Source organism: Bradyrhizobium sediminis (genome assembly GCF_018736085.1).
GTDB classification, from domain to species: domain Bacteria; phylum Pseudomonadota; class Alphaproteobacteria; order Rhizobiales; family Xanthobacteraceae; genus Bradyrhizobium; species Bradyrhizobium sediminis.
The window spans coordinates 3,857,179-3,881,657 of the sequence record NZ_CP076134.1 but is presented as its reverse complement, the minus strand read 5'-3'; the positions used below and the strand labels follow the sequence as shown (position 1 = coordinate 3,881,657).

Genomic DNA, 24,479 nt, shown 5'->3' with positions numbered 1-24,479 from the left:
TTTTTGTGTGAGCTTGCGAGATGCGGGCAAGAACTGCTACACCTCGCGCGGCTAATTTATCGCATGTTTTCAAGGGCTAGCGTCGATCGGACGTGGCCGATCCAGTCTCATTCGCACCCCACGAATTTCCGCTATAGCGTTTTCGAGCGAAGTGGGCACCGGTTCGCGTAAAGAAAATGCGTCAAAATAAAAGACCAGAGCCCGGTTCTGATTCAATCAGAACCGGGCTCTAGACAGATTGAGCCGATGTGAGAACTGGACAGGGCATGCTCGAAAGAAACACTGTCGACCCGAATGCGAAGAAATCGGAGCAGCGGCCGATGAGCATCGCCTTCGGGCTGGAGCGTCTCGGCCTGATTGCCATCCGCACGCCCGTGCTGTCCTGCATCATTCTGTTCGCGATGGTGATCGGCGCAGTGTTCGGCATCGAGCGCATCAAGATCGACGATTCGCTCAGCCAGCTGTTCCGTTCCAACACCAAGGAATACCGGCAATACGAGGAAGTCACCAAGCGCTTCCCCTCGACCGAATTCGACGTGCTGGTCGTGGTCGAGGGCAAGACCCTGCTCAAACGCGACAACCTGGAAAAGATCCGCGATCTGGTCACGGACCTGCAACTCGTCGACGGCACCCGCGGCCTGATCTCGCTGTTCTCGGCGCGCCAGGCGCCGGCGCCGGGCAAGCTGCCCGCGGCGCTGTTCCCGTCCGATCTGCCGCAGGGCGCCGATTACGACAAGTTCATCGAAACCGTCAAAACCAACGAGATCATCCGCGGCAAGCTGTTGTCGGAAGACGGCACGCTGGCGCTGATCGTACTCTCGCTGGAACCTTCGATCGTCGGCAACAACAAGCTGAAGACCACGGTCGGCGAAATCCGCAAGGTCATGGCCGAGGATCTCGCGGATACCGGGCTCAGCAAGGAGTTGTCGGGCGTTCCGGTCATGCAGCTCGAGATCCGCAACGCGGTCGAGCGCGACGGCCTGATCTACAACGTCGCCGGCATCCTGGCGGGCTGCCTGATCGCGATCCTGTTCTTCCGCAAGGTATCGTTCATGATCGTCGCGGCGTTCCCGCCGCTGCTCGCCATTCTGTTGTCGCTCGGCATCCTCGGCTGGGCCGGTTTCAGCCTCAATATGTTCCTCAACGTGATGACCCCGCTCATCATGGTGATCAGTTTCTCCGATTCGATGCAGCTGACATTCGCCGCGCGTGACCGGCTGCTGGCCGGTGAAGACCGGTTCTCCGCTTTCCGCAACGCCGTTCTGGTGGTCGGACCGGCCTGTGTGCTGACGCACGCGACCGCCGGAATCTCGTTCCTGGCGTTGCAGTTCTCGGATTCGGATTTGATCCGCACCTTCGGCGAAGCCGGCCTTGCGGCGACGATCATCGCGCTGCTCGCGGTGCTGTCGCTGGTGCCGGTGTTCGGGGTGCTGCTGGTCCGCAACGAGCAGGTGTTTGCCGCCAAGTTCCAGTCGGCCGACGCCGGCGTCAACGCGCTGCGCGCCTTCTGCTACTGGATCGCGGTGCGCATGGTCGGCCGGCCCGGGCTGTTCAGTCTGATCGCGGTGATCTTCGTCGGCGGTCTGGCCGTGATCTATGCCAACCTCGAGCCGCGCTACCGGCTCGCCGATCAGGTGCCGGACAAGCAGCAGGCGGTGGCGGCCAGCGGACGCCTCGACGCCAAGCTGACCGGCGCCAATCCGATCGACGTCCTGATCGAATTCCCCAAGGGCGCGTCGCTGTATGCGCCAGAGACCCTGCAGACCATCGCGGACGTTCATTCGATGGTGGAAACCCAGGCCGGTGTCGGCAACGTCTGGTCGCTGGAAACGCTGCGCCGCTGGCTCGCCGAGAAGGCCGGCAGTTCCGACGTCGCGACGCTGAAGGAATATGTCAGCGTGATTCCCGAGCACCTGGTTCGCCGCTTCATCTCGGCCGATCAGGATGCGGTGGTGGTCTCGGGCAGGGTGCCGGACCTCGATTCCAGTGCGATCCTGCCGGTGGTCGAGAAGCTCGACGGCGCCTTGGATGCCGTGCGCAAGAAGCATCCGGGCTACGAGGTCGCCGTCACCGGCCTGTCCGCGATCGCCGCGCGCAACAGCGCCAACATGATCGACAAGCTCAACCGTGGGCTGACCATCGAATTCGTGCTGGTTGCCGTCTTCATCGGCCTTGCGTTCCGGTCGTGGGTCGTGATGTTCGCCTGCATCCTGCCCGGCATTTTTCCGGTGGTGCTGTCCGGCACGGTGCTGTGGGCTCTGGGGGAGGGGCTGCAATTCGCCAGCGTGGTGGCGCTGACGGTGTCGTTCGGCCTCGGCCTCAGCGCCACGATTCACTTCCTCAACCGGCTGCGGCTCGAGACCACGCCGGATGTCGACCCGGCGTTCGCGGTCGAGCGCGCGACCGTGCTGGTCGGTCCTGCGCTGATCCTGACCACGGTGGTGCTGGCCTGCGGACTGGTGGTGACGGTGTTTTCCGATCTGCCGTCGCTGCGCCTGTTCGGCTGGCTCAGCGCTTTCGCGATGGTCGCGGCCCTGGTCGCGGATCTCTTCATCCTGCGGCCGACGGCGATGTGGCTGATCAACATGTCGCAGCGGCTTCGCCGCACTTCTTAACGTTTTCGAGCGAAAGCCGGCCCCGCACTTGATGCGGGGTGGGCACCGGTTCGCGTGAAGAAACCGCGTCGGAGCAAAAGACAAGAGCCCGGTTCTGATTGAATCAGAACCGGGCTCTGGGTCGCTCGACGCCGGCGGAGTGAACGGAAGGAGAGGCGGCGTCAGCCGCCCTTTGCCATCGTGATGTTGACGCCCCTGATCTCGCCCTTGGAACTGATCTGCACCGTCTGCCTGTTGCCGCGAGTTCGCAATGTCACGGTGGCGGCAAATCCCGAAGCCTCGACGAACACCTCGATCTCGCCACCGCCCGCCGTGCCCTGCAGATTGCCGAAAATATTCCGGCTGGCTTCGCTCCAGTTGCCGGAAATGCGGTCACCCTGGCTCGTCACGTCGGTGCTCAGGTCGAATTTGTAGCTATCGCTGGCGCAACGGAGAGTCTGCTTCAGACCCAGTCCGGTGCCGTTGACATTGTAGCTGGCCTTGCATCGGATGCGCTCGGTCGTTCCGTCGGAAAGCGCGACGGTGCCGTTGCCGGACCACGATCCGCTAAACCCGGTAAATGGCCCCGACTGGGCATGGCTTACCGACACCGACAGCATCAGCGCGGCGCCGACACCGGCGGCCTTGAGCGCCTGCCCGAATAACCTGGAACCAAACAGCTTCATATCAAGTTTTCCCATTCAAATTGACGTTCTCATACAAGAGCCGTCTCGCCGCATCGAAGATTTAGTGTCACCGCAGTGTGTTAGGTTCAAATGACGGACCTGCCCGCAGCAAGTGGCCGGCCGCCATCATCGGGTCGGCGCCGGCAAAATACACAAACCTGATAACACTGCGAACCGCATTTTTGCGTTCGGCGAAATCAAAAACCTGCAGATATCGCCAGGATTCGCAACGAAACATGTAGCTATCCGCCGCACTCTCCTGCAACAGTCAATAGCGAAAAATGCGAGTCGATAAATAATCCTTAGATATCAAATGGTTAGATGTGTGGCCGGTTTCCTTGCCGGGAACCGTGTCAGGAATCGGGGCGCCGCAAATTTGGCCGCATTTACCAGTGCTTCTGCGGGTTCGATGCTGCAGCTCGCTGCGCTTGCAATCCGCATCCCGAAAAGCCGTGCGCCACTGGGATCGCAATCTCCTATTGCCAGAATGAAGGAAGATGATGCGTAAATTTTTCTTTGCACTCACGCTCTTGTCGGCATCGGTTTCCACCGGCGCCATTGCCCAGCAGCAGCAGCAGCGCAGCGGCACGGCGGAAGAGCAGGCGGCCTGTTCGCGTGACGTGCAGCGCTACTGCCGTCCGGTGATCGACCAGGGCGATTTCACCATTCTGGCGTGTCTTCAGCAAAACCGTCCCAAGCTGACCGCGGCGTGTAATCAGGTGCTGAAAAACCACGGCCAATGAAGCGGCGCTCGACTGTGGCAATCGCCGCCGCGGGCGGTTGACGGGCCTCATTCCGAAGCGTCAGGAATCTGCGAGAAATCGCAGATAGCATTGGTTTTAGCGTCGTATTCCCCTATATGGGGTTCGCGATCACTGCGCATGAGCCGGGCCAGCCGGCGCGTGCGTCGTCACCATGCCCAGATGAATGTAGCCAGTTCTTGATGACCAGCGCGAGCGAACTGCGATCCGGCAAGACCCACCGCGATGAGAACTTTCCGGTGGCGTCGTGGATCATACACCCGCGTCACCGGGCGCTGATCCTTGCGTACTACAATTTCGTCCGGACCGCCGACGACATCGCCGATCATGCAACGCTCGAGGACGGCGAGAAGCTCAGGCTTCTCGATCTGCTGGAGGCCGAACTGCTCGGCAACGGCGACACCCAGCCCGAGGCCGTCAATCTGCGGCGCGCGCTCGCCGAACGTTCGATGCCGCCGCGTCACGCGCTCGACGTGCTGATCGCGTTCCGGATGGATGTGACCAAGCTGCGTTATGAGAACTGGGACGAAGTGATCCACTATTGCCGTTACTCGGCGATGCCGGTCGGCCGCTTCATGCTCGACGTTCACGGCGAGAGCACCTCGACCTGGGCCGCTTCGGACGCGCTCTGCGCCGGCCTGCAAATCAACAATCATCTGCAGGATTGCGGCAAGGATTTTCGCCAGCTCAATCGCGTCTATCTGCCGCGCGATGCGCTCGCAGCCAGTGGCGCCTCGGTCGAGGAGCTCGGCGCAGAGCGGTCGTCGGCCCCGCTGCTGCAATGCCTGCATGCGCTCGCGGTGCGGACCGAGGCGCTGCTCGACGAGAGCAAGTCGCTCAGCGCCGGAGTCAGGGATATCAGGCTCGGCTGCGAGATCTCGGTGATCCAGGCCTTTGCCGACAGGATCGTGCAGATGCTGAAGGTGCGCGATCCGCTCAGCGAGCGGGTGCATCTCAACCCGCTCGAACTGCTCGGCCATAGTCTCGGCGGGATCGCCAGCGAGCTGGGCCGCCGCGCGACCGGACGGCGGCCCGTCTCCAAACCGGCGGCCGGCGCATGACGCTCGAGACGGCGGCAGGCAACGCAGACTACGGGGCATCAGCCTCCGGCAGCTCGTTTTACGCGGCGATGCGGATTCTGCCGCACGAGCAGCGCGAGGCGATGTTCCAGATTTACAGCTTTTGCCGGCAGGTCGACGATATCGCGGATTCCGACGGTCCGCGGCCCGAACGGCTGGCCGCGCTTCAACAATGGCGTGACGATATCGACGCGCTGTATCAGGGCCATCCGCCGGCGCGGCTGCGCGACTACGTCGCGTCGGTGCGGCGCTTCGACCTCAAGCGCGAGGATTTTCTGGCCATCGTCGACGGCATGGAGATGGACGTGCCGCAGGATATCCGGGCGCCGGATCTTGCCACGCTCGACCTGTATTGCGACCGCGTCGCCAGCGCGGTCGGACGGCTGTCGGTGCGGGTGTTCGGTCTCGCCGAGGACGACGGCATCCTGCTCGCGCATCATCTCGGCCGCGCGCTGCAATTGACTAACATCCTGCGCGATATCGACGAGGACGCCGGCATCGGCCGGCTGTATCTGCCGCTCGAGGGTTTGCTGCATGCCGGCATCACCTCCACCGATCCGCACAAGGTGATATCGGAACCGGCGCTGCCGAAAGTCTGCATGCCGCTGGTGGCGCGGGCGCGCGCGCATTTCGAGAAAGCCGACGAGATCATGCGCCGCAATCCGCGCCGGGCGGTGCGGGCGCCGCGGATCATGTCGAAATATTATCGTGCGATCCTCGAATTGCTGGTCGCCAGGGGCTTCGCCGCGCCGCGCGCGCCGGTTCGCCTCAACAAGCTCGCCCGCCTCTTCATCATCCTTCGCTACGCGTTCATCTGATGCAAAACACCGTCCATATCATCGGCGCCGGAATTTCGGGCCTCTCGGCAGCCGTTCGGCTGGCGAACGCGAATTTCAAGGTGCATGTCCACGAAGCCACGCAGCAGGCCGGCGGCCGCTGCCGGTCCTATTTCGACGCGGCGACCAACCTGACCATCGATAACGGCAATCATCTGTTGCTCTCGGGCAACCGTGCCGCGGTCGCTTACGCAAGGTCGATCGGCACCGAGGCCGGACTGGTCGGACCGAAACGCGCGCAGTTTCCGTTCGTCGATCTCACCACCGGCCAGCGCTGGCAGCTCGATCTCGGCGAAAGCCGGTTGCCGCTGTGGGTGTTCGACGAGGCGCGCCGCGTCCCCGACACGCGCCTGCGCGATTATCTGGCGCTGATGCCGCTGATCTGGGCGGCCGAGAGCAAACTGGTCGGCGATGCGATCCCCTGCGACGGGACGCTGTACCAGCGGCTGGTGCAGCCGCTGCTGCTGGCGGCCTTGAATGTCGACCCGCCGGAGGGCTCCGCGGGGCTCGCCGGCGCGGTGGTGCGGGAAACCTTGCTGGCGGGAGGACAGGCCTGCCGGCCGCTGATCGCGCGCGATGGCCTCAGCGCGGTGCTGGTCGAACCCGCCATCAAGCTGTTGCAGGACAAGGGCGCCAGCATTCAGTTCGGGCACGAGCTGCGCGAATTCGCGATGGCGGCAGGTGGCGTCGGCGAACTCAGGTTCGGCGGTGATACGGTCACGATCGGACCCGGCGATGCGGTGGTGATGGCGGTGCCGCCGCGCCCCGCCGCGGCGTTGCTACCGGGGCTGAAGACACCGAACAAATTCCGCGCCATCGTGAATGCGCATTTCCGCTTCGATCCGCCCAAGGGACAGCCGGCCATTCTCGGCGTTGTCGGCGGACTGGTCGAATGGCTGTTCGCGTTTCCGCAGCGGCTGTCGGTCACCATCAGCAATGGCGACCGGCTGGTCGATATGCCGCGCGAGGAGCTCGCGCAGGCGATCTGGGATGACATCTGCAAGGCCGCGGGCGTGCAGGGCGATCTGCCGCCGTGGCAGATCGTGCGCGAGCGCCGCGCGACCTTCGAGGCGACGCCCGAGCAGAACGCCCTGCGGCCGGGCGCGGTCACGAACTGGAAAAACCTGTTTCTTGCCGGCGACTGGACTGATACGGGGTTACCGGCGACCATCGAGGGATCGGTACGGTCGGGTAACCGCGCGGCCGATCTCGTCCTCGCCATGCGTCAGGCCTGATCCGGGACGGCAGCCCTGCGGTTCCCGGCGCGACCGGGGCAGGGCCAATATTGGGGATGTCGAGCAAGATGCATTCCGGCAGCAAATCAGTTGGAATTGAAAGCGGCGCCCTGGAGGGGAGCATCGCGTCGGCGACGCGCGGCCTGCTCGGCTACCGGCAGCCGGACGGACACTGGGTGTTCGAGCTGGAGGCCGATTGCACCATCCCGGCGGAGTATGTGCTGCTTCGCCATTATCTCGGCGAACCCCGCGACGCCGCGCTCGAAGCCAAGATCGCCAATTACCTGCGCCGGGTGCAGGGCGCCCATGGCGGCTGGGCGCTGGTGCACGACGGCGATTTCGACATGAGCGCCAGCGTGAAGGCCTATTTCGCGCTGAAGATGATCGGCGATTCCATTGACGCCCCGCACATGGGGCGGGCGCGCGAGGCGATCCGGTCGCGAGGCGGCGCCATCCACAGCAATGTCTTCACACGCTTCATGCTGTCGATGTTCGGCGTGCTGACATGGCGGAGCGTGCCGGTGTTGCCGGTCGAGATCATGCTGCTGCCGATGTGGTCGCCATTTCATCTCAACAAGATTTCCTACTGGGCGCGCACCACGATCGTGCCGTTGATGGTGCTGGCGGCGCTGAAGCCGCGCGCCAAGAATGTCAGCGGGGTCGGGATCGATGAACTGTTCCTGCAGAAACCGCATTCGATCGGAATGACGGCCAAGGCGCCGCACCAAAGCGCGGGCTGGTTCTATCTGTTCCGCGGGCTCGATGCGATATTGCGGACGATCGAGCCGCTGTTTCCGAAGAAATTGCGCGCCCGCGCGATCGATGCTGCGGTTGCCTTCGTCGAGGAACGGCTGAACGGCGAAGACGGACTTGGCGCGATCTATCCGCCGATGGCCAACACCGTGATGATGTACGAAGTGCTCGGCAAGCCGGCGGATTATCCGCCGCGCGCCATCACACGGCGAGGCATCGACAAGCTTCTGGTGATCGGCGAGCACGAGGCCTATTGCCAGCCTTGCGTCTCGCCGGTGTGGGACACCGCGCTGACCTGTCATGCGCTGATCGAAGCCGGCAGCGAAGCGGCGTTGTCCCCGGCCAAACAGGGGCTGGACTGGCTGAAGCCGAAGCAGGTGCTGGATCTCAAGGGCGACTGGGCGGTGAAGCGGCCGGAGGTTCGCCCCGGCGGCTGGGCGTTCCAGTACAACAATGCCCATTACCCTGACCTCGACGACACTGCTGTCGTGGTGATGGCGATGGATCGCGCCCGTCGCGCCAGCCACGACCCGGAATACGATGTCGCGATTGCCCGCGGCCGCGAGTGGATCGAGGGCATGCAAAGCACCGATGGTGGCTGGGCCGCCTTCGATGTCGATAATCTCGAATACTACCTCAACAACATTCCGTTCTCCGATCATGGCGCGCTGCTCGATCCGCCGACCGAGGACGTCACCGCGCGTTGCGTCTCGATGCTGGCGCAGCTCGGCGAGACCATGGAGACCAGCAAGGCCGTCGCCGCTGGGGTCGATTACCTCCGGCGGACCCAGCTCGCGGAGGGGTCGTGGTACGGCCGCTGGGGACTGAACTACATTTACGGCACTTGGTCGGTGCTGTGTGCGCTCAATGCCGCCGGCGTCGACCACCAGGACCCCACCATCCGCAAGGCCGTGGACTGGCTGCTGTCGATCCAGAACGAGGACGGCGGCTGGGGCGAGGATGCCGTCAGCTACCGACTCGATTACAGGGGGTTCGAGGGGGCGCCTACCACCGCCTCACAAACGGCATGGGCCTTGCTTGGTCTGATGGCGGCGGGCGAGGTCGGGCATCCGGCGGTCGCTCGCGGCGTGGAGTACCTAATAGCCACACAGACCGAAAAAGGGCTGTGGGACGAGCAGCGCTACACGGCAACGGGCTTTCCCAGGGTGTTTTATCTGCGTTATCATGGTTATCCGAAGTTCTTTCCGCTCTGGGCGTTGGCGCGGTATCGGAATCTGAGGAACACCAACAGCAAGGCGGTAGGGGTCGGAATGTGAATTTGGGGGCGGGGGACGATGTGTCCGCGGGCAATCAAATTGATTCGCGGCCGGTTCTGATTGTGACTGGATTGGTGCAGGAAGCCCGCATAGCGGCCGGGCCCGGCATGACCGTTATCTGCAGCAGTAGCGATCCGCAGCAATTGCGGGCCCTGCTGACCGTGTTCGACCCGGCGACGATCCGTGGCGTCATCAGCTTCGGCGTCGCAGGCGGGCTGGACCCGACATTGAAATCGGGCGACGTCGTGGTGGCGACCGAGGTGCTGGCCGGCGATACCCGCTGGCTGGCCGGTCTGGCGCTCAACGAAGAACTGATCGCCGGCGTCGCGCTCAAGCGCCGGCGCGTGGTCAGGGGCGGGCTTGCCGGCGTCGAGCAAGTGGTCGCCGCCCGGGCCTGCAAGGCAGCGCTGCGCTCGGAGACCGGAGCAGCCGCCGTCGACATGGAGAGCCACATCGCGGCCGCCTACGCCGCCGAAGCCGGCCTGCCCTTCGCCGCCCTGCGGGTCATCAGCGATCCCGCCACCCGCGCGCTTCCGGCGCTGGCGATGACCGCGATCAAGCCGAACGGCGATATCGATCTGCGCAAGGTGCTGCGGGGGGTGGCGCGCAACCCGATGACGCTGCGCGCGCTGGTCTCGACCGGGATCGATTTCAATCGGGCGCTGAAGAGCCTGCGCGGCTGCCGGGGCTTTTTGCTCGGCAGCGAAGGCTTCGTCACGGCGGATCTCTGAGCACTCCACTTCGCTCGAAAACGCCATGAAAACGAAAACGGGGTGCGATCGGCATCGCGCCCCGTTTTGCATGTTGTGTGCGGTGGGGTCAGGCGGCGGTTGAAGCCTTTTGCTGTTCCTTCAATTGCGCGGCTGCGGCTTCGTCACGGCGAATCTCCGACAGCCGCTTCTGCACCTCCGCCGAGAAGATGTACTGCGCCGGACGCTGCTTTTCGAGGCTGATCTCCGGCGCCATCGGACCCGTGGTCTTGACGCCGCGCAGCGACACCCACAGCGCCTTCAGGGGATTGCTCAGCGCCGCGTTCGCAGCCGTCGGCTCGTAGCCGCAATGCGCCATGCAGTCGGCGCACTTCTCGTACTTGCCGGTGCCGTAGGTCTCCCAGTCGGTCGTCTCCATCAATTCCTTGAAGGTCTTGGTGTAGCCTTCGCCGAGCAGGTAGCAGGGCTTCTGCCAGCCGAAGATGTTGCGCGCCGGCATCCCCCACGGGGTGCATTCGAAATCCTGATTGCCGGCCAGAAAATCCAGGAACAGGCCGGAATGCATGAAGTTCCACTTCTTGCCCTTGCCGAGCGCGAACACGTCGCGGAACAGCTTCTTGGTCTTGGTGCGGTTGAGGAAGTGCTCCTGGTCGGGCGCACGCTCATAGGCATAGCCCGGCGACATCGAGACGCCGACGCCGAGTTCAGTGGTGAAGTCGAGGAATTTGGCGATGTCTTCCGCGGCATGGCCGTCGAAGATGGTGGCGTTGACGTTGACCGCAAAGCCCCTGGCTTTCGCAGCCTTGATCGCCGAGACCGCGCGATCGAACACGCCCTTCTGCGAAACCGCCTTGTCGTGATGGTCCTTCAGGCCGTCCAGATGCACCGAGAAGAACAGGTAGGGCGACGGCTCGAACAGATCGAGCTTCTTCTCCAGGAGCAGCGCGTTGGTGCACAACGACACGAATTTCTTGCGTGCGACCAGGCCGCGGACGATCTCGCCGATCTCCTTGTGGATCAGCGGCTCGCCACCGGGGATAGCCACCATCGGTGCGCCGCATTCGTCGGCGGCATCCCAGCATTCCTGCGCCGACATGCGGCGGTTGAGGATCGCGTCGGGATAGTCGATCTTGCCGCAGCCGACGCATTCGAGGTTGCAGCGAAACAACGGCTCGAGCATCAAGACCAGCGGATAGCGCTTCCGGCCAAGCAGCTTCTGCTTCAGCATGTAGCCGCCGATACGCATCTCTTTGAAGAACGGTATTGCCATCACGTGTTTTCTTTCTGGAACTTGGAAACGAAGTAGGTCAGCCCGTAGTCAGTTCGGCCGGAAGCCGGAATTCGATATTTTCTTCGCGGCCCGGAAGCACGGAGACCTTCACCGGGCCGATACGCCGCAACGCCTCGATCACGTCATCGACCAGCACTTCCGGAGCCGAGGCGCCGGCGGTGATGCCGACGGCCTTGGCGTCCTTCAGCCATTCGGGGTTCAACTCGCTGCCGTCGGCGATCAGATAACTCGCGACCCCGACCTCGGTGCCGATTTCGCGAAGCCGGTTGGAGTTGGAACTATTGGTGGCCCCCACCACCAAGATAACGTCCACGAGCTTGCTCAGGTCCCTTACCGCAGATTGGCGGTTCTGTGTCGCATAGCAGATATCCCGGATGTCTGGGCCTTGAATATCCGTAAATCGGGCCTGGAGGGCGGAAATGATGTCTTTTGTGTCATCCACGCTGAGCGTGGTCTGGGTGATGTAGGCCACCGGGGTGTCCGCCGGCAGGGTCAGGGCGGCCACGTCGTCGACGTTCTGGACCAGCGTCACGGGGCCGGGGACCTGGCCCATGGTGCCCTCGACCTCGGGATGGCCGGCATGGCCGATCAGGACCAGAGCCCGGCCTTTCGACATGTAGCGCTTGCCCTGGTTGTGGACCTTGGTCACCAGCGGGCAGGTGGCGTTGAGGACGGGCAGGCCGCGCACCGCGGCTTCCTCCTCCACGCTCCGGGCGACGCCGTGGGCGCTGAAGACCGTGACCGAAAGCGGCGGCACCTCGGAGAGATCTTCGACGAAGATGGCGCCCTTGTTCTTCAGGCTCTCGACCACGTATTTGTTGTGAACGATCTCGTGGCGGACATAGACCGGCGGGCCGTATTTCTCGAGCGCGCGCTCGACGATCTCGATGGCGCGCACGACGCCCGCGCAAAATCCACGCGGTTGCGCAAGATACACTTTCATGGGAGGCCCATTACGCAAGCTGCACCAACCTCATTTCACTCTCCGGCCGCGCTGGATATCTGCAATATCCGCACCATGCCGAGTTTCTCGCATCTGTCCGCCCCGCCCCAAGCCCATGGAGAGACAGGACTTTGTGTCAAAAAACGATCGGCTGCGAAAGGCGGATCGCAAAGAAAGGCCCAACGGCGTTAAGCCGGGACCCGGTAATATGATACAGTAATGTTCCAACCGCAGCGGGTGAACCCCCTGACCCCCTCACTTGTTCGTCACTTTACCGCCTGATGAGGCGGACTATATCAGCCCGGCAGCGCAGTTTCGGCACATTTTGCGCTATTTGGTCATGCCTGCTGAGAAAAAGTCCACAAAATCAACATTAGATCAGCCTGCGGAACTCCGGTAGACAGCGGGCGTTTCCGGCAAGCCGTTAACGCTAGAAAGAAAAGAAGTGCTGACAAGTATTGTTGTCTCGATTGTTAAGGCTTGCACGCGGTTCGCCCTCCCAACTGTCCTGGTCGCGCTCATCCTGGCGATAGCGGCGGGCTTCTACACGGCCCGGAACTTCGCCATCAACACCGACATCAACACCCTGATTTCGCCCGATCTGGACTGGCGCAAGCGGGACAATCAATTCGGCGAGGCCTTCGATCGCGAGCGCACCATCCTGGCCGTGGTGGAGGCGCCGACGCCCGAGCTGACCAGCACCGCGGCCGCCGCGCTTGCGCACAAGCTCGTCGGCGACACCAGGCATTTCGAATCGGTCCAGCAACTCGGGGCGGGGGAATTCTTCGAGAAGAACGGCCTGTTGTTCCTCTCCGTCGAGGAGGTCGGCAGGCTGACCGGCCAGTTCTCGTCCGCCGCCCCGCTGATCGAGATCATGGCTGGCGATCCCAGCATTCGCGGCCTGACCGGCGCGCTGGAGACCGGCCTTGCCGGCGTCAAGCGCGGCCAGTTCAAGCTCGATAGTACCGAGCGGCCGTTCAACCTGATCGCCCAGACGGTCGAGAATGTGCTGATCAAGGGGGCTGCCACCTTCTCCTGGCGCGAACTCGTCAGCGACAAGCCGTTGACCGATTCCGACCGGCGTGCCTTCATCGAATTCAAGCCGATCCTCGATTTCAATGCGCTGGAGCCCGGCAAGGCTGCGACCGATGCCATCCGGCAGGCGGCCTCCGAACTCAACCTGGCCGGCGGATATGACGCCCGGGTCAGATTGACCGGGCCGGTTCCGATCGCCAACGAGGAGTTCTCGACCGTTCAGGACGGCGCGATCGTCAACGGTATCGGCACCGTCCTGGTCGTGCTGGTCATCCTCTGGATGGCGCTGCATTCGTCGAAGATCATCTTCGCCGTGTTCCTCAACCTCTTCATCGGACTTTCGATCACCACGGCGGTGGGCCTGATGATGGTCGGTTCGCTGAACCTGCTCTCGATCGCCTTTGCCGTGCTGTTCGTCGGACTGGGCGTAGATTTCGGCATCCAGTTCAGCGTCCGCTACCGTTCGGAGCGTTTCAAGAACGACGATCTGGCGCTGGCGCTGGAGAGGGCGGCCGAACGCTCGGCGGTGCCGCTCTCGCTCGCCGCGATGGCAACGGCGGCCGGCTTCCTGTGTTTTCTGCCGACCGACTACAAGGGCATTTCCGAGCTCGGCAAGATCGCCGGCGTGGGCATGCTGGCGGCTTTCCTGACCAGCATCACGGTGCTGCCGGCGCTGCTGAAACTGCTCAATCCGCCCGGCGAAAGCGAGCCGGTCGGCTACGCGTTCCTGGCGCCGGTCGATGAGTTCCTCGAAAAGCACCGCGTCGGGATCATCGCCGGCACGCTGCTGGTCGCGGTGGCCGGCCTGCCGCTGTTGTACTTCATGAAGTTCGACTTCAACCCGATCAACCTGCGCAATTCGCAGGTCGAGTCGATCGCGACCTTTCTGGACCTGAGAAAGGACCCGAACACCGGCGCCAACGCCATCAACGTGATGACGAAATCGGAAGCCGACGCCAAGAAGATCGAAGCGAGACTTGAGAAAGTACCTGAAGTGCTTCGCGTGATATCTCTGGACAGTTTTGTGCCCGGCGGCCAGCCGGCCAAGCTGAAGCTGATCGCGCAAGGGGCGAAGGTGCTCGAGCCCGCGCTCAATCCGGAGTCGATCGACGCCCCGCCCTCCGACCAGGAGAATGTCGAGGCCTTGAAGGGATCGGCGGAGAGCCTGCGCAAGGCCGCCGGCGACGCCAAGGGCCCGGGGGCGGTAGCCTCGCGCCGGCTCGCCGACGCGCTGTCGAAACTCGCCGAATCGGACGAGGCGACGCGGGACAAGGCCCAGGCCGCTTTCGTCACGCCGCTGAAAGTGGTGCTCGACCAGCTCAAGAACTCGCTGCAGGCGGCGCCGGTCAGCCTGAAGACGCTGCCGGCCAACCTGGTCGCGGCCTGGAAAACCAAGGACGGCCTGATGCGTGTCGAGGCGCTGCCGCGCGGCGATCCCAACGACAACGATACGCTGCGCAAGTTCGCCGGCGCCGTTCTGGAAGCCGAGCCGAATGCGATCGGGGGGCCGGTATCGATTCTCAAGTCCGGCGACACCGTCGTGAAGGCCTTCATTCACGCCGGCATCTGGGCGCTGGTCGTGATCAGCGTTCTGCTCTGGCTGGCGTTGCGGCGGGTCACCGACGTGCTGCTGACACTGGTTCCGCTGCTGGTGGCGGGGGCGGTGACGCTGGAAATCTGCGTGCTGATCGGGCTGCCGCTCAACTTCGCCAATATCGTCGCGCTGCCGCTGCTGCTCGGCGTCGGCGTCGCGTTCAAGATCTATTACGTCACCGCCTGGCGGTCGGGCAGGACGAATCTGCTGCAGACCAGCCTGACGCGCGCGATCTTCTTCAGCGCGCTGACGACCGCCACGGCGTTCGGAAGCCTGTGGCTATCGAGTCATCCGGGAACCGCGAGCATGGGCAAGCTGCTGGCGCTCTCGCTCGTCACCACGCTCGCCGCGGTGCTGCTGTTCCAGCCGGCGCTAATGGGCAAACCGCGCGATATCGGGGAGTAGGCAGATATCGCCGATGTCGCCGGGCTGCCCGGCCGCCTGCTTCTGATTCGCTTTGGCCGAGCCGGTGGTCTTCGGCGCAGCCGGAGCGGCGGCTGCCGCGGCTTTGGGCAGGGCTCCCGTGGCTTTCGGGGCGCCCTTGGCCATGCTGTTGGCGGGGCTCGAGGGAATCGGGCCCGCGACGCGGGTCCAGGTTTCGCCGCCGCAGAGAAAGCCGAGCACGCAGCCTTGAATCTCGAGCTGATCGGCACCGACCGGCTTGATCGTCGAACTGTAGAACTGGCCGTCCTTGGCGTTATAGACTTGGCCTTCCCACGCATCGACGGCGGCTTTCTTCTTCATGTCGATCAGGATCGGCATGGCCAGGGTCGGCCTGTTCTGTTTTGAGACATCGGGATTGTTCTTGTCGCGGCCTCCAGGCGTTTTCTCCCATGCAACCACGCCCCACATGCTGCCATTGCATTCGGCAACCCGGATGTTGGCGACCCCGTCCGACACCCGCCAGTCACCGGTCGGATCTGCAGCCAGCGCCGGAACAAGTCCGGTGGCCAAAAACAGACCGCAATAGGCGACGGTGCGCATGATATTTCGTGGGCAGTGCAACATGTTCAAACCTGTGCTTAGTGGATCGGAGCGGGGGTCAAAACGCCGCATTTTGCGTTTTCAGTTGACGAAATGCCCATCAACCGAAGTAAGTAACGAATGCTATATTCAAATCTAGACGTTTCCGAGATGTTTGTGGACCGGCAGGCGCAGCGCAGTTCCATGCATGCCCGCCACCTCAATGAGCAGCTGGTACGGGTTCTCAAGACCATCGGCTACGACGTCGGCTTTCAGAAGGGGCAGGGCCAGTACCTGTACGATCGCGACGGCGCGCGCTACCTCGATCTACTGAGCGGATTTGGCGTTTTTGCGATTGGCCGCAACCATCCGGCGCTGCGCAAGGCGTTGAAGAGCGTTCTCGATGCCGATCTGCCCAATCTCGTGCAACTCGACGTCTCGACGCTGGCGGGCGTGCTGGCCGAACGGCTGCTCAAATACGTCCCCTGGCTGGACAAGGTGTTCTTCGCCAATTCCGGGGCTGAAACCGTCGAGGCCGCGATCAAGTTCGCGCGCGGCGCCACCCGACGCCCCGGCATCGTCTATTGTGAGCATGCGTTTCACGGATTGTCTTACGGCGCACTGTCGCTGACTGACGATCCGAACTTCCGCGCCGGATTCGAACCGCTGCTGCCCGGATGCACCTCGATCCCCTTCAACGATCTCGCCGCGCTCGAGCGGGCGCTGTCGTCGCGCGAGGTCGCCGCCTTCATCGTCGAGCCGATCCAGGGCAAGGGCGTCAACATGCCCACCGATGAATTCCTGCCCGGCGCTGCAGCGCTTTGCCGCAAATACGGCACCCTGTTCATCGCCGACGAAATCCAGACCGGTATCGGCCGCACCGGGCGCTTCCTCGCGATCGAGCACTGGAATGTCGAACCCGACATGGTGCTCCTGGCGAAGGCATTGTCGGGCGGTCACGTTCCGGTCGGCGCGCTTTTGACCCGCAAGAGCATCTTCGACAAGATCTTCAATCAGATGGACCGTGCGGTGGTGCACGGATCGACCTTTGCGAAGAACGATCTGGCAATGGCCGCCGGAATCGCGACACTGGAAGTGATGGAGGCCGAGAAGCTGGTCGAGCAGGCGGCCAAGCGCGGCGCCGAACTGCGGCTGGCGCTGACCCGGATGGTGCCGGGCTACGAATTGATGAAGGAAGTCCGCGGCAAGGGACTGATGATCGGCGTCGAGTTCGGCCCGCCGAAATCGCTGAAGCTGAAGGCGTCGTGGAATTTGCTGGAGAGCGCCAACAAGGGCCTGTTCTGCCAGCTCATCACCGTGCCGCTGTTCAAGGATCACAAGATCCTGACGCAGGTCTCCGGCCACGGCAGCCACACCATCAAGCTGTTGCCGCCGCTGACTATCACGCAGGAAGACTGCACCTGGATCGAGACGGCGTTCGACACCGTCATCGCCGCCAGCCACAAGGTCCCCGGCGCGATCTGGTCGCTCGGCAAGACGCTGGTCGACAACGCCGTGCGGAAGTCGGCGTAGCCAACGGGTCGCGCGAATGCGCGCCCGGTGACAGGCACCGCGCGTAGCGCCAAGCTCGAGGGAGATTCCGATGCGCATTCTGGCTTTGGCGATTTTGACAATCGCAACGCTTCTGACAGCGAAGCCGACGCTGGCCCAGACTTATAGCCCGGATTATCCGGTCTGCCTGCAAGTCTACCAGGGTTGGAGGGACTATTACTTCGAATGCGCTTATACCTCGCTGGCACAGTGCAATATGTCGGCATCGGGCCGCGCTGCACAGTGCATCATCAATCCATATTACGCGGGCGCAAAAGCGGCACCGGGACGACGAGACCGGCGGCATCGCCGCGTCGATTGAGCTGATCCAACGCATGGAGGTACCGCCGTCACCGCCGTCCTCCTCTAAGAAGTTCTTGGGCAAGTTCAATGATCTTGAGCATCGTCACATCGAAGTAGCCGACGACGCGATCCGTCAGGCAGTGCGAAGGGTCCACTTCGGCAGAACAGAAACTCACGTCAGTTGGGAATTCATGTTGTGCTTTTGGAATGTCGGTATGGTAGGGACCTGGCGACTTTGGATCGTTGTAGAAGCTGTGCATGATCAGTGAGACGATCAGTCGGCGCGGATGTTCAGGGTCGGAAACCACGCGAGCATAGAACAGGAGGCCCAACTGTTGCGGCGCTGTCGCGCGCTCTCTCAAGCAGGCCGGTCCGGCAACGACCGGGTAAGTAGGACCCAACACGCGAAGTCGCTCCTGGATTGCACGTGCGACGTTTTCATTGATGGTTGCCCTGGCAAATCCCTGTTCCACCTGCGGATCCGCCGAAATCTCCACCGAAGTGCAGACGCTCCGAAATGCCCCGTACTCAAACGGAAGGGTTGTTGCCTGTGATGTTGAGGCGCCCGCGCTGGCAATGAGGATCGTGGCGATCATCTCGTTCTTGCGCCGTCTGGCATAATGCGCCAATGCTTGGTTCACTTGTCTCATCGGACCCTACATTCCATTTTGGAACCACCACCACCGGGGCCGTCAAGTTTGAGTCAACGAACAGAGAGGCAACGCGCGGGCCGGCGATGCCGTGGAAGCATCGATACTAGATGATGAAGTCCGAGGCTTGCTGAATGCTGCCAAAGACCCCGTTGTTGAGCAGGGCCTTATGTCCCGCCTCCCAGGCGAGCTCGGCTTCATCGAACCACGAACGGACACCGTCCACTTGGTACGGTGATATCTTCTCTTCAAATACAAGTCCGAGGTCGCCGGGTTCATAGCCAACTATGACGGCACCACCGACCTGTTCGCCCGCTTGCGTGTTGATAGAGACGATGAGATCGGTACCATCAAGCCAGAAATCGATCTGGAAGTCGGTACCCAGAGATTGATAGAGCGAAGCATCAGCCTCACCCCAAATCACGTCGCGAGGTTTGAAAATGGCGGCACTGTCCCCGATGGTGGTGCCGTGTGGTCCGGGATCCCAGGCCGTATTCTCAAAGAACCCCCCGAGAATTGGCACGACGGTCTCACCCGAACCGTTTCCGGCAATTGCCGGGAGGCGGATGAACAAGCGGTCGCCTGCATCAGCATCCATGATAAAGTCGAAACCATCTCCTAAGATGAACGTGTCGGCTCCATCGCCTCCATAAAGGATATCTTCTCCTTCGCCTCCCTCCAGGACATCGTTTCCGATGCCGCCGCTGAGATTGTCATCTCCCGAGCGCCCATAGAGGAGTTGATCGCCATCATTGAACCAAAAGACGTCATTATTTGCTGAACCAACGAAGGCTTCAAAATTCTTGAGCGAAACACCCATTCCACTGATAACTGAATTCTCTTCTCCGTTAACTGGTCCTGTGTAAATAGTGATTGAATTGGATGCAGTCGAGAAGTCGAAAGAGTCGACGCCGGCTCCGCCATCAAGCAATAGCGAATCATCGCCCAGCGAGAAGTCGCCCTTGAATTTCTGCGATCCGTCGCCAAACGACACCGTTTCAAACCCGCGAATCGTGTCGATCTCGGAGCTGCCATTCCTCTGGACGGTTATCTGGAATACGGGCTGTCCGTTCGCGGCAATGTCATTGGGGACCGACGACGCTGCAAGCTTCTGAATCTGCACGTTGCCGCTGATGCCATTGTAGGCCATCTCGTCAATCTGGTCGCCGCCATCGAGGAAATCGTTGCCGGCTCCGCCATCCACCTTATCGGCGCCCTTTCCGGCGAACACCCAATCGGCTCCCGCTCCGGCATCGATGACGTCATTGTCGGTTGTCGAGTCCGTACCTGCCGTTTGGTAAGTGCCGACAGAGAGCAAGTCGCCGTCCCAGTAGATTCCGCGTATTGTCGCTGAGGCTCCGGCTGCCGGAAAGAATCCGCGGGCCGTGACCTCGTCGCCAAAGATGAAATCATCTCCGTCATTTCCGGTTAGCGTGTTCCCGGTAGCGTTTCCAATCAGAACGTCAGCGCCATTTCCGCCAATTGCGTTTTCGATGACGACGCCTTTCGCAATCGAGATATTCTTGCTTGGCGCCTCTAGATTGTTCGCTGTAAAGCCGATCGAACTGAATGCCGTATCGTTGAGGTTGATCACAACGCTCGCCGACCGGCCGGCTGCGGTTATGGTGTCATTCCCGCCGGTGTCCCAAATGGACTCCATTGGATCGCCTGAAGAGTAGGAATATGTAGTGTTGCCGGGATTTCGGCTGCTGGCAGCACCATAAAGATATTGCAGTGCGCTGATGTCGTAGAGTTGCAGTTTTGTCGGACGTCCCAAGTCACCAGCAATGTCTGAGTCGACAGTGTAACGCGGTGTATTCTGCACGCCTCCAAACGATGGATGGCCCAAGCCAAGTGCATGCCCGATCTCATGCAGCATAGTATTAAGGAAAAGATTGGTAACCGCGCCGTCGCCGTATGATCCGGCTCTGAGCCATATATCACCTCCGTCACCGGGAGTGCTGAGATTGGCGTTCGTCAGTGCAACGTCTGGCGATATGATGTTGCCGCGCATTCCGATCGCGATTTGGCCTATCTGGTCTTGGCTGTTGTCCTGGCCGACTTCGACGAACTGGACGCCAAGAAAGCTTTGAACGTCAGCAAAGAGTTGCCTCGTCGCGGCTTTTTGCTCCTCAGATAGAAGGGTCGGCCCTCCTGGCTCTTGATAGCCTTCAGGCGTGTAAGGCGCGTACTCGGTTATGAAGGTGTAGGTGATGGTGGTGGTTGTCCATTTGTAGCCGGTTAGGAGCTCGGCAATATTCTGGGCTGCCGTCATCATCGTCCCCTTTTTTGGAGTTCTTGAGCGCGTTCAATGATTTTCAGCATGGTCGCGTCGAAGTAGTTGATCACGCGATCAGTCAGGCAGCGCGAAGGATCGGTTTCCGCCGAACAGAAACTAACTTCCGTTGGGAACTCGTGGTGTGCCCTTGGGATATCGCGATGGTAAGGGCCTTCCGCCGTCGTATCCTTGTAGTAGCTGTGCATGATCAAGGAGATGAGCAGCCGGCGGGGGTGTTCGGGGTCGGAAACCGCACGCGCATAGAACTGGAGGCTCAACTGCCGCGGCGCGCTTGCGCGTTCCCTCAGACAATCCGGTCCTGCGAGGACCGGATAGGTAAGCCCCAGCGTGCGCAAGCGCGCTTCGATCGTGCGCGCGACAATTTCATTGACGGTTGCATGTACAAAGCGTTGAAACACCTCCGGCTCCGCCGAAATCTCAACCGAGCTGCAGACACTCCGAAACGGGCCAGTTTGGTAGATTGCTGCCCATGATGTTGACGCACACTCGCTGACAAGGAGAAGCATCGCGAAGATCACGGTCTTGAAGCGTCTGGCATAACGTGCCGTGACTTCGTTCATTCGTCTCATCGGACCGTACAGTTCATTTGGAGACCACCATCAACTTGGTCGCGCAGGTCAGATCTGAGTCAACAAACGTAACAACCTTAGATTGCTCGTGCGCTTCCCGATGTCAATAGTCACTTTTTCGTCGCACGGATGATTGCACGTTGGATCAAAGTTAAAGGTTCGTTATCGCTCGATGGATATTGGTAATCGAGCGCTGCAACCTTTGATCGAAAGAGAATGGATGACGTGACGATGGCGCGTGTATGATGGGCGGCTTCCCGCGCCACTGCGGCCGATCAGCGCCCATCCTCTAAAATCATCGTCGCGCCCATTTCGGCGATCATCGCGGTCGGGGTGTTGGTATTCCCCGACGTGATCGTAGGCATGATGGAGGCATCGACCACGCGCAGGCCGGCAAGTCCGTGAAAGCGCAGCCGCTCATCGACCACGGCCATCGGATCGCCGGCCGTGCCCATCTTCGCGGTGCCTACGGGGTGAAAGATCGTGGTGCCGATATCGCCGGCGGCTTTCGCCAGCGAGGCATCGTCATCGCCGACCGAGGGCCCCGGCAGATATTCTTCCGGATGATAGCGCGCGAGCACCGGCTGCTTCATCAGCCGTCGCGTGGCGCGGATGGCGTCGGCGGCGACCTCGCGGTCTTCGGCAGTCGACAAATAATTAGGCGCGATCGCCGGCGCCTGGTCGGCCTGAGCCGAGCGAATGCGCACGGTGCCGCGCGAGGTCGGCCGCAGATTGCAGGCGCTCACGGTGATCGCAGGGAAGCGGTGCAGCGGATCGCCGAACTTGTCCAGCGACAGCGGCTGCACGTGGAACTGGATGTTGGCGTGCTCGCGGGTAGCGTCGGAGCGCGTGAAGATCCCGAGCTGCGACGGCGCCATGGTCAGCGGGCCGCGGCGGCGGAACGCATAGTCGAGGCCCATCAGGCCGCGCCGAAACAGCGAGTAATAGGTCTCGTTGAGGGTGCGGACGCCCTGCACCTTGTAGATCGCGCGCTGCTGCAGATGATCCTGCAGATTGCGTCCGACGCCCTGGCGGTCGAGCACGACATCGATGCCGAGCGGCGCCAGCCAGTCGGCCGGGCCGATGCCGGAGCGGTGCAGCACCTGGGTCGAGCCGATCGAGCCGGCGCTCAAGATCACTTCGCCCTTGGTGCGGGCCTCGACCACTTCGCCGCCCTGCATGAATCGCACGCCGACGGCGCGGCCATTCTCGACGATCAGGCGGTCGACCAGCACGTCCTTTTCGAGCCGCAGGTTGGGACGCGTCAATGCCGGCTTGAGGAACCCCCGCGCGGAAGACCAGCGGCGCCCGCGCTTCTGGTTGACATGGAAATAGCCGACGCCCTCATTGTCGCCGGTGTTGAAGTCCGAAATCTTGCGGATGCCCATTTCTTCCGCGGCATCGCCAACCGCGTCGAGAATGGCCCAGGACAACCGCGGCGCTTCGATGCGCCAGCCGCCGCCTGAGCCATGATGCTCGCTTGGCCCAAGGAAATGATCCTCCAGCCGCCGGAACGCCGGCAGCACGTCGTCATAGCCCCAGCCGGCAAGGCCGAGCTGGCGCCAGTGATCATAGTCGGCGGCTTGTCCCCGCATCGAGATCATGGCGTTGATGGCGGAGCAGCCGCCGATCACCTTGCCGCGGGGATAGGCCAGCGAACGGCCGTTGAGCCCGGGTTCCGGTTCGGTCCGGAACATCCAGTCGGAACGGGGATTGCCGATCGCGAAGAGATAGCCGACCGGGATGTGAAACCAGATCCAGTTGTCGTTGCCGCCGGCCTCCAGGATCAGCACCCGCTTCGTGGGATCGGCCGACAGCCGGTTGGCGACGATGCAGCCGGCAGTGCCCGCGCCGACGACGATATAGTCGAAATCACCTTCAAGCCTTCGCGGCATGTGTTCGAATTCCGGTGGTCTACCATTGATCGTCATGCCCGGGCTTGTCCCGGGCATCCACGACTTCCTCTCTGATAACGTCTTCCTTCTCTAATAGTCAGACGTGGATGGCCGGGACAAGCCCGGCCATGACGGCTTTGGCAGGCCGTCCGGCGTATCGCAGTCCGCAGCAGGAGTATTGGGCGGATCGGTTCTTGCATGCTAGAGAGGACGAAGCACTCAAACCAACCGAGATTTTTCCCATGCCCATTGTCAACCGCGTCGCCGATCTGCAACCCGATATCCAGGCCTGGCGCCGCGATATCCATGAAAACCCCGAATTGCTCTACGACGTTCACCGCACCGCGGCATTTGTGGCGGACCGGTTGCGTGAATTCGGCTGCGACGAGGTCGCCACCGGCCTCGGCGTCACCGGCGTGGTCGGCGTCATCAAGGGCCGCAAGCCCGCCGGCAAGGGCGACGTCAAGGTGATCGGGCTGCGTGCCGACATGGACGCGCTGCCGATCGAGGAGGAGACCGATCTGCCATACGCCTCCAAGACGCCGGGCAAGATGCACGCCTGCGGCCATGACGGGCACACCGCGATGCTGCTGGGTGCGGCGCGCTACCTCGCCGAGACCCGGAATTTCGCCGGCGACGCGGTGGTGATCTTTCAGCCGGCGGAGGAGGGCGGCGCCGGCGCCGCGGCGATGATCAAGGACGGCCTGATGGACCGCTTCGCCATCGATCAGGTCTACGGCATGCATAACGGCCCGGGAATTCCCGTCGGTTCCTTCGCGATCCGGCAGGGGCCGATCATGGCGGCGACCGATTCCATCGACATCCGGATCGAAGGGCTCGGCGGCCACGCGGCGCGGCCGCACAAATGCATCGATTCCGTCCTGGTCGGCGCGCAGCTCATCAACGCCTTGCAGTCGATCGTCGCGCGCACCATCGATCCGCTGGAATCGGCCGTGATTTCGATGTGCGAATTCCACGCCGGCAACGCCCGCAACGTGATCCCGCAGACTGCGGAACTGCGGGGCACCGTCCGCACTCTGACGGCCGACGTGAGGGAACTGATCGAGAAGCGGGTGCGCGAGGTGGTTGCGGGTGTGGCGCAGATGACCGGCGCCAGGATCGATCTGGTCTACGAACGCGGCTATCCGGTCGTGATCAATCACGCCTCGCAGACCGATTTCGCGATCCAGGTGGCGAAGGAAATTGCCGGTGACGCCAACGTGCACGAGATGCCGCCGCTGATGGGTGCGGAGGATTTCGCCTACATGCTGGAGGCGCGTCCGGGGGCGTTCATCTTCTGCGGCAATGGCGACAGCGCCGGCCTGCACCATCCCGCCTACAACTTCAACGACGACGCCATCGTCTACGGCACGTCATACTGGATCAAGCTGGTCGAGAACACGCTGGCGGCGTGAGCCGTCGTCTGCCCCCTCCGTCGCACGACGTTGACGGCGC

Annotated in this window: 19 protein-coding genes; 11 read left to right on the top strand and 8 right to left on the bottom strand. The window is 62.3% G+C overall.

The window, feature by feature from the left end; translation table 11 throughout:
- Window positions 1-266 precede the first annotated feature (266 nt).
- Window positions 267-2,615, top strand: coding sequence for an efflux RND transporter permease subunit (locus KMZ29_RS18720; RefSeq protein WP_215620608.1), 2,349 nt, complete (start codon window positions 267-269; stop codon window positions 2,613-2,615).
- Between the two features lie 161 nt (window positions 2,616-2,776).
- On the opposite strand, the gene KMZ29_RS18715 is transcribed toward KMZ29_RS18720, so the two are convergent.
- Complete coding sequence (locus KMZ29_RS18715; protein ID WP_215620607.1) at window positions 2,777-3,280, bottom strand: hypothetical protein; 504 nt, start codon at window positions 3,278-3,280, stop codon at window positions 2,777-2,779.
- A gap of 500 nt (window positions 3,281-3,780) precedes the next feature.
- On the opposite strand from KMZ29_RS18715, the gene KMZ29_RS18710 reads away from it, so the two are divergent.
- From KMZ29_RS18710 to KMZ29_RS18685, 6 genes are all read left to right on the top strand, one after another.
- Window positions 3,781-4,023, top strand: coding sequence for a hypothetical protein (locus KMZ29_RS18710; protein WP_215620606.1), 243 nt, complete (start codon window positions 3,781-3,783; stop codon window positions 4,021-4,023).
- A 200-nt stretch (window positions 4,024-4,223) separates the two neighbouring features.
- A complete protein-coding gene (gene hpnC / locus KMZ29_RS18705; protein ID WP_215620605.1) occupies window positions 4,224-5,102 on the top strand; it encodes a squalene synthase HpnC in 879 nt (292 codons plus the stop codon).
- Window positions 5,099-5,938: a presqualene diphosphate synthase HpnD gene (gene hpnD, locus KMZ29_RS18700; protein ID WP_215620604.1), complete on the top strand. Its 840-nt coding sequence runs from the start codon at window positions 5,099-5,101 to the stop codon at window positions 5,936-5,938. The genes hpnC and hpnD overlap by 4 nt, the downstream gene beginning before the upstream one ends.
- Window positions 5,938-7,191, top strand: coding sequence for a hydroxysqualene dehydroxylase HpnE (hpnE, locus tag KMZ29_RS18695; protein WP_215620603.1), 1,254 nt, complete (start codon window positions 5,938-5,940; stop codon window positions 7,189-7,191). Before hpnD ends, hpnE begins: the two co-directional genes overlap by 1 nt.
- 56 nt (window positions 7,192-7,247) lie before the next feature.
- Window positions 7,248-9,221, top strand: a complete 1,974-nt coding sequence (gene shc / locus KMZ29_RS18690) for a squalene--hopene cyclase (RefSeq protein ID WP_369810033.1) — start codon at window positions 7,248-7,250, stop codon at window positions 9,219-9,221.
- On the top strand, window positions 9,218-9,952 hold the full coding sequence (locus KMZ29_RS18685; RefSeq protein WP_215620602.1) for a phosphorylase: 735 nt from the start codon (window positions 9,218-9,220) through the stop codon (window positions 9,950-9,952). Before shc ends, KMZ29_RS18685 begins: the two co-directional genes overlap by 4 nt.
- Window positions 9,953-10,040: 88 nt before the next feature.
- Here KMZ29_RS18685 and hpnH read toward each other — a convergent pair whose 3' ends face one another.
- A complete protein-coding gene (hpnH, locus tag KMZ29_RS18680) occupies window positions 10,041-11,201 on the bottom strand; it encodes an adenosyl-hopene transferase HpnH (RefSeq protein WP_215620601.1) in 1,161 nt (386 codons plus the stop codon).
- A 37-nt stretch (window positions 11,202-11,238) separates the two neighbouring features.
- Window positions 11,239-12,165: a 4-hydroxy-3-methylbut-2-enyl diphosphate reductase gene (ispH, locus tag KMZ29_RS18675; RefSeq protein ID WP_215620600.1), complete on the bottom strand. Its 927-nt coding sequence runs from the start codon at window positions 12,163-12,165 to the stop codon at window positions 11,239-11,241.
- Window positions 12,166-12,610: 445 nt separating this feature from the next.
- On the opposite strand from ispH, the gene hpnN reads away from it, so the two are divergent.
- Window positions 12,611-15,199, top strand: coding sequence for a hopanoid transporter HpnN (gene hpnN / locus KMZ29_RS18670; RefSeq protein ID WP_215620599.1), 2,589 nt, complete (start codon window positions 12,611-12,613; stop codon window positions 15,197-15,199).
- Here the strand turns inward: hpnN and KMZ29_RS18665 are convergent.
- On the bottom strand, window positions 15,167-15,778 hold the full coding sequence (locus KMZ29_RS18665) for a DUF2147 domain-containing protein (protein ID WP_215620598.1): 612 nt from the start codon (window positions 15,776-15,778) through the stop codon (window positions 15,167-15,169). The two genes, hpnN and KMZ29_RS18665, sit on opposite strands and share 33 nt — an antisense overlap.
- A 120-nt stretch (window positions 15,779-15,898) precedes the next feature.
- Here KMZ29_RS18665 and hpnO point away from each other — a divergent pair, with 120 nt between their 5' ends.
- Complete coding sequence (gene hpnO, locus KMZ29_RS18660; protein WP_215620597.1) at window positions 15,899-17,290, top strand: aminobacteriohopanetriol synthase HpnO; 1,392 nt, start codon at window positions 15,899-15,901, stop codon at window positions 17,288-17,290.
- Between the two features lie 70 nt (window positions 17,291-17,360).
- Window positions 17,361-17,630 carry a DUF3551 domain-containing protein gene (locus KMZ29_RS18655; protein ID WP_215620596.1) on the top strand — a complete coding sequence of 90 codons (270 nt, stop codon included), beginning with the start codon at window positions 17,361-17,363 and terminating at the stop codon, window positions 17,628-17,630.
- 28 nt (window positions 17,631-17,658) lie between these two features.
- Here the strand turns inward: KMZ29_RS18655 and KMZ29_RS18650 are convergent, their stop codons facing one another.
- The 4 genes from KMZ29_RS18650 to KMZ29_RS18635 all read right to left on the bottom strand — a co-directional run bounded on the left by KMZ29_RS18650 (window position 17,659) and on the right by KMZ29_RS18635 (window position 23,024).
- A complete protein-coding gene (locus KMZ29_RS18650; protein ID WP_215620595.1) occupies window positions 17,659-18,261 on the bottom strand; it encodes a hypothetical protein in 603 nt (200 codons plus the stop codon).
- A gap of 106 nt (window positions 18,262-18,367) precedes the next feature.
- Entirely contained in the window at window positions 18,368-20,536 is a 2,169-nt protein-coding gene (locus KMZ29_RS26930) for a M10 family metallopeptidase C-terminal domain-containing protein (protein ID WP_215620594.1), read from the bottom strand.
- On the bottom strand, window positions 20,536-21,120 hold the full coding sequence (locus KMZ29_RS18640) for a hypothetical protein (protein ID WP_215620593.1): 585 nt from the start codon (window positions 21,118-21,120) through the stop codon (window positions 20,536-20,538). The genes KMZ29_RS26930 and KMZ29_RS18640 overlap by 1 nt, the downstream gene beginning before the upstream one ends.
- A 284-nt stretch (window positions 21,121-21,404) precedes the next feature.
- Window positions 21,405-23,024, bottom strand: a complete 1,620-nt coding sequence (locus KMZ29_RS18635) for a GMC family oxidoreductase (RefSeq protein WP_215620592.1) — start codon at window positions 23,022-23,024, stop codon at window positions 21,405-21,407.
- Window positions 23,025-23,266: 242 nt separating this feature from the next.
- Here KMZ29_RS18635 and KMZ29_RS18630 point away from each other — a divergent pair, with 242 nt between their 5' ends.
- Window positions 23,267-24,439, top strand: a complete 1,173-nt coding sequence (locus tag KMZ29_RS18630) for a M20 aminoacylase family protein (protein ID WP_215620591.1) — start codon at window positions 23,267-23,269, stop codon at window positions 24,437-24,439.
- Window positions 24,440-24,479: the final 40 nt, after the last annotated feature.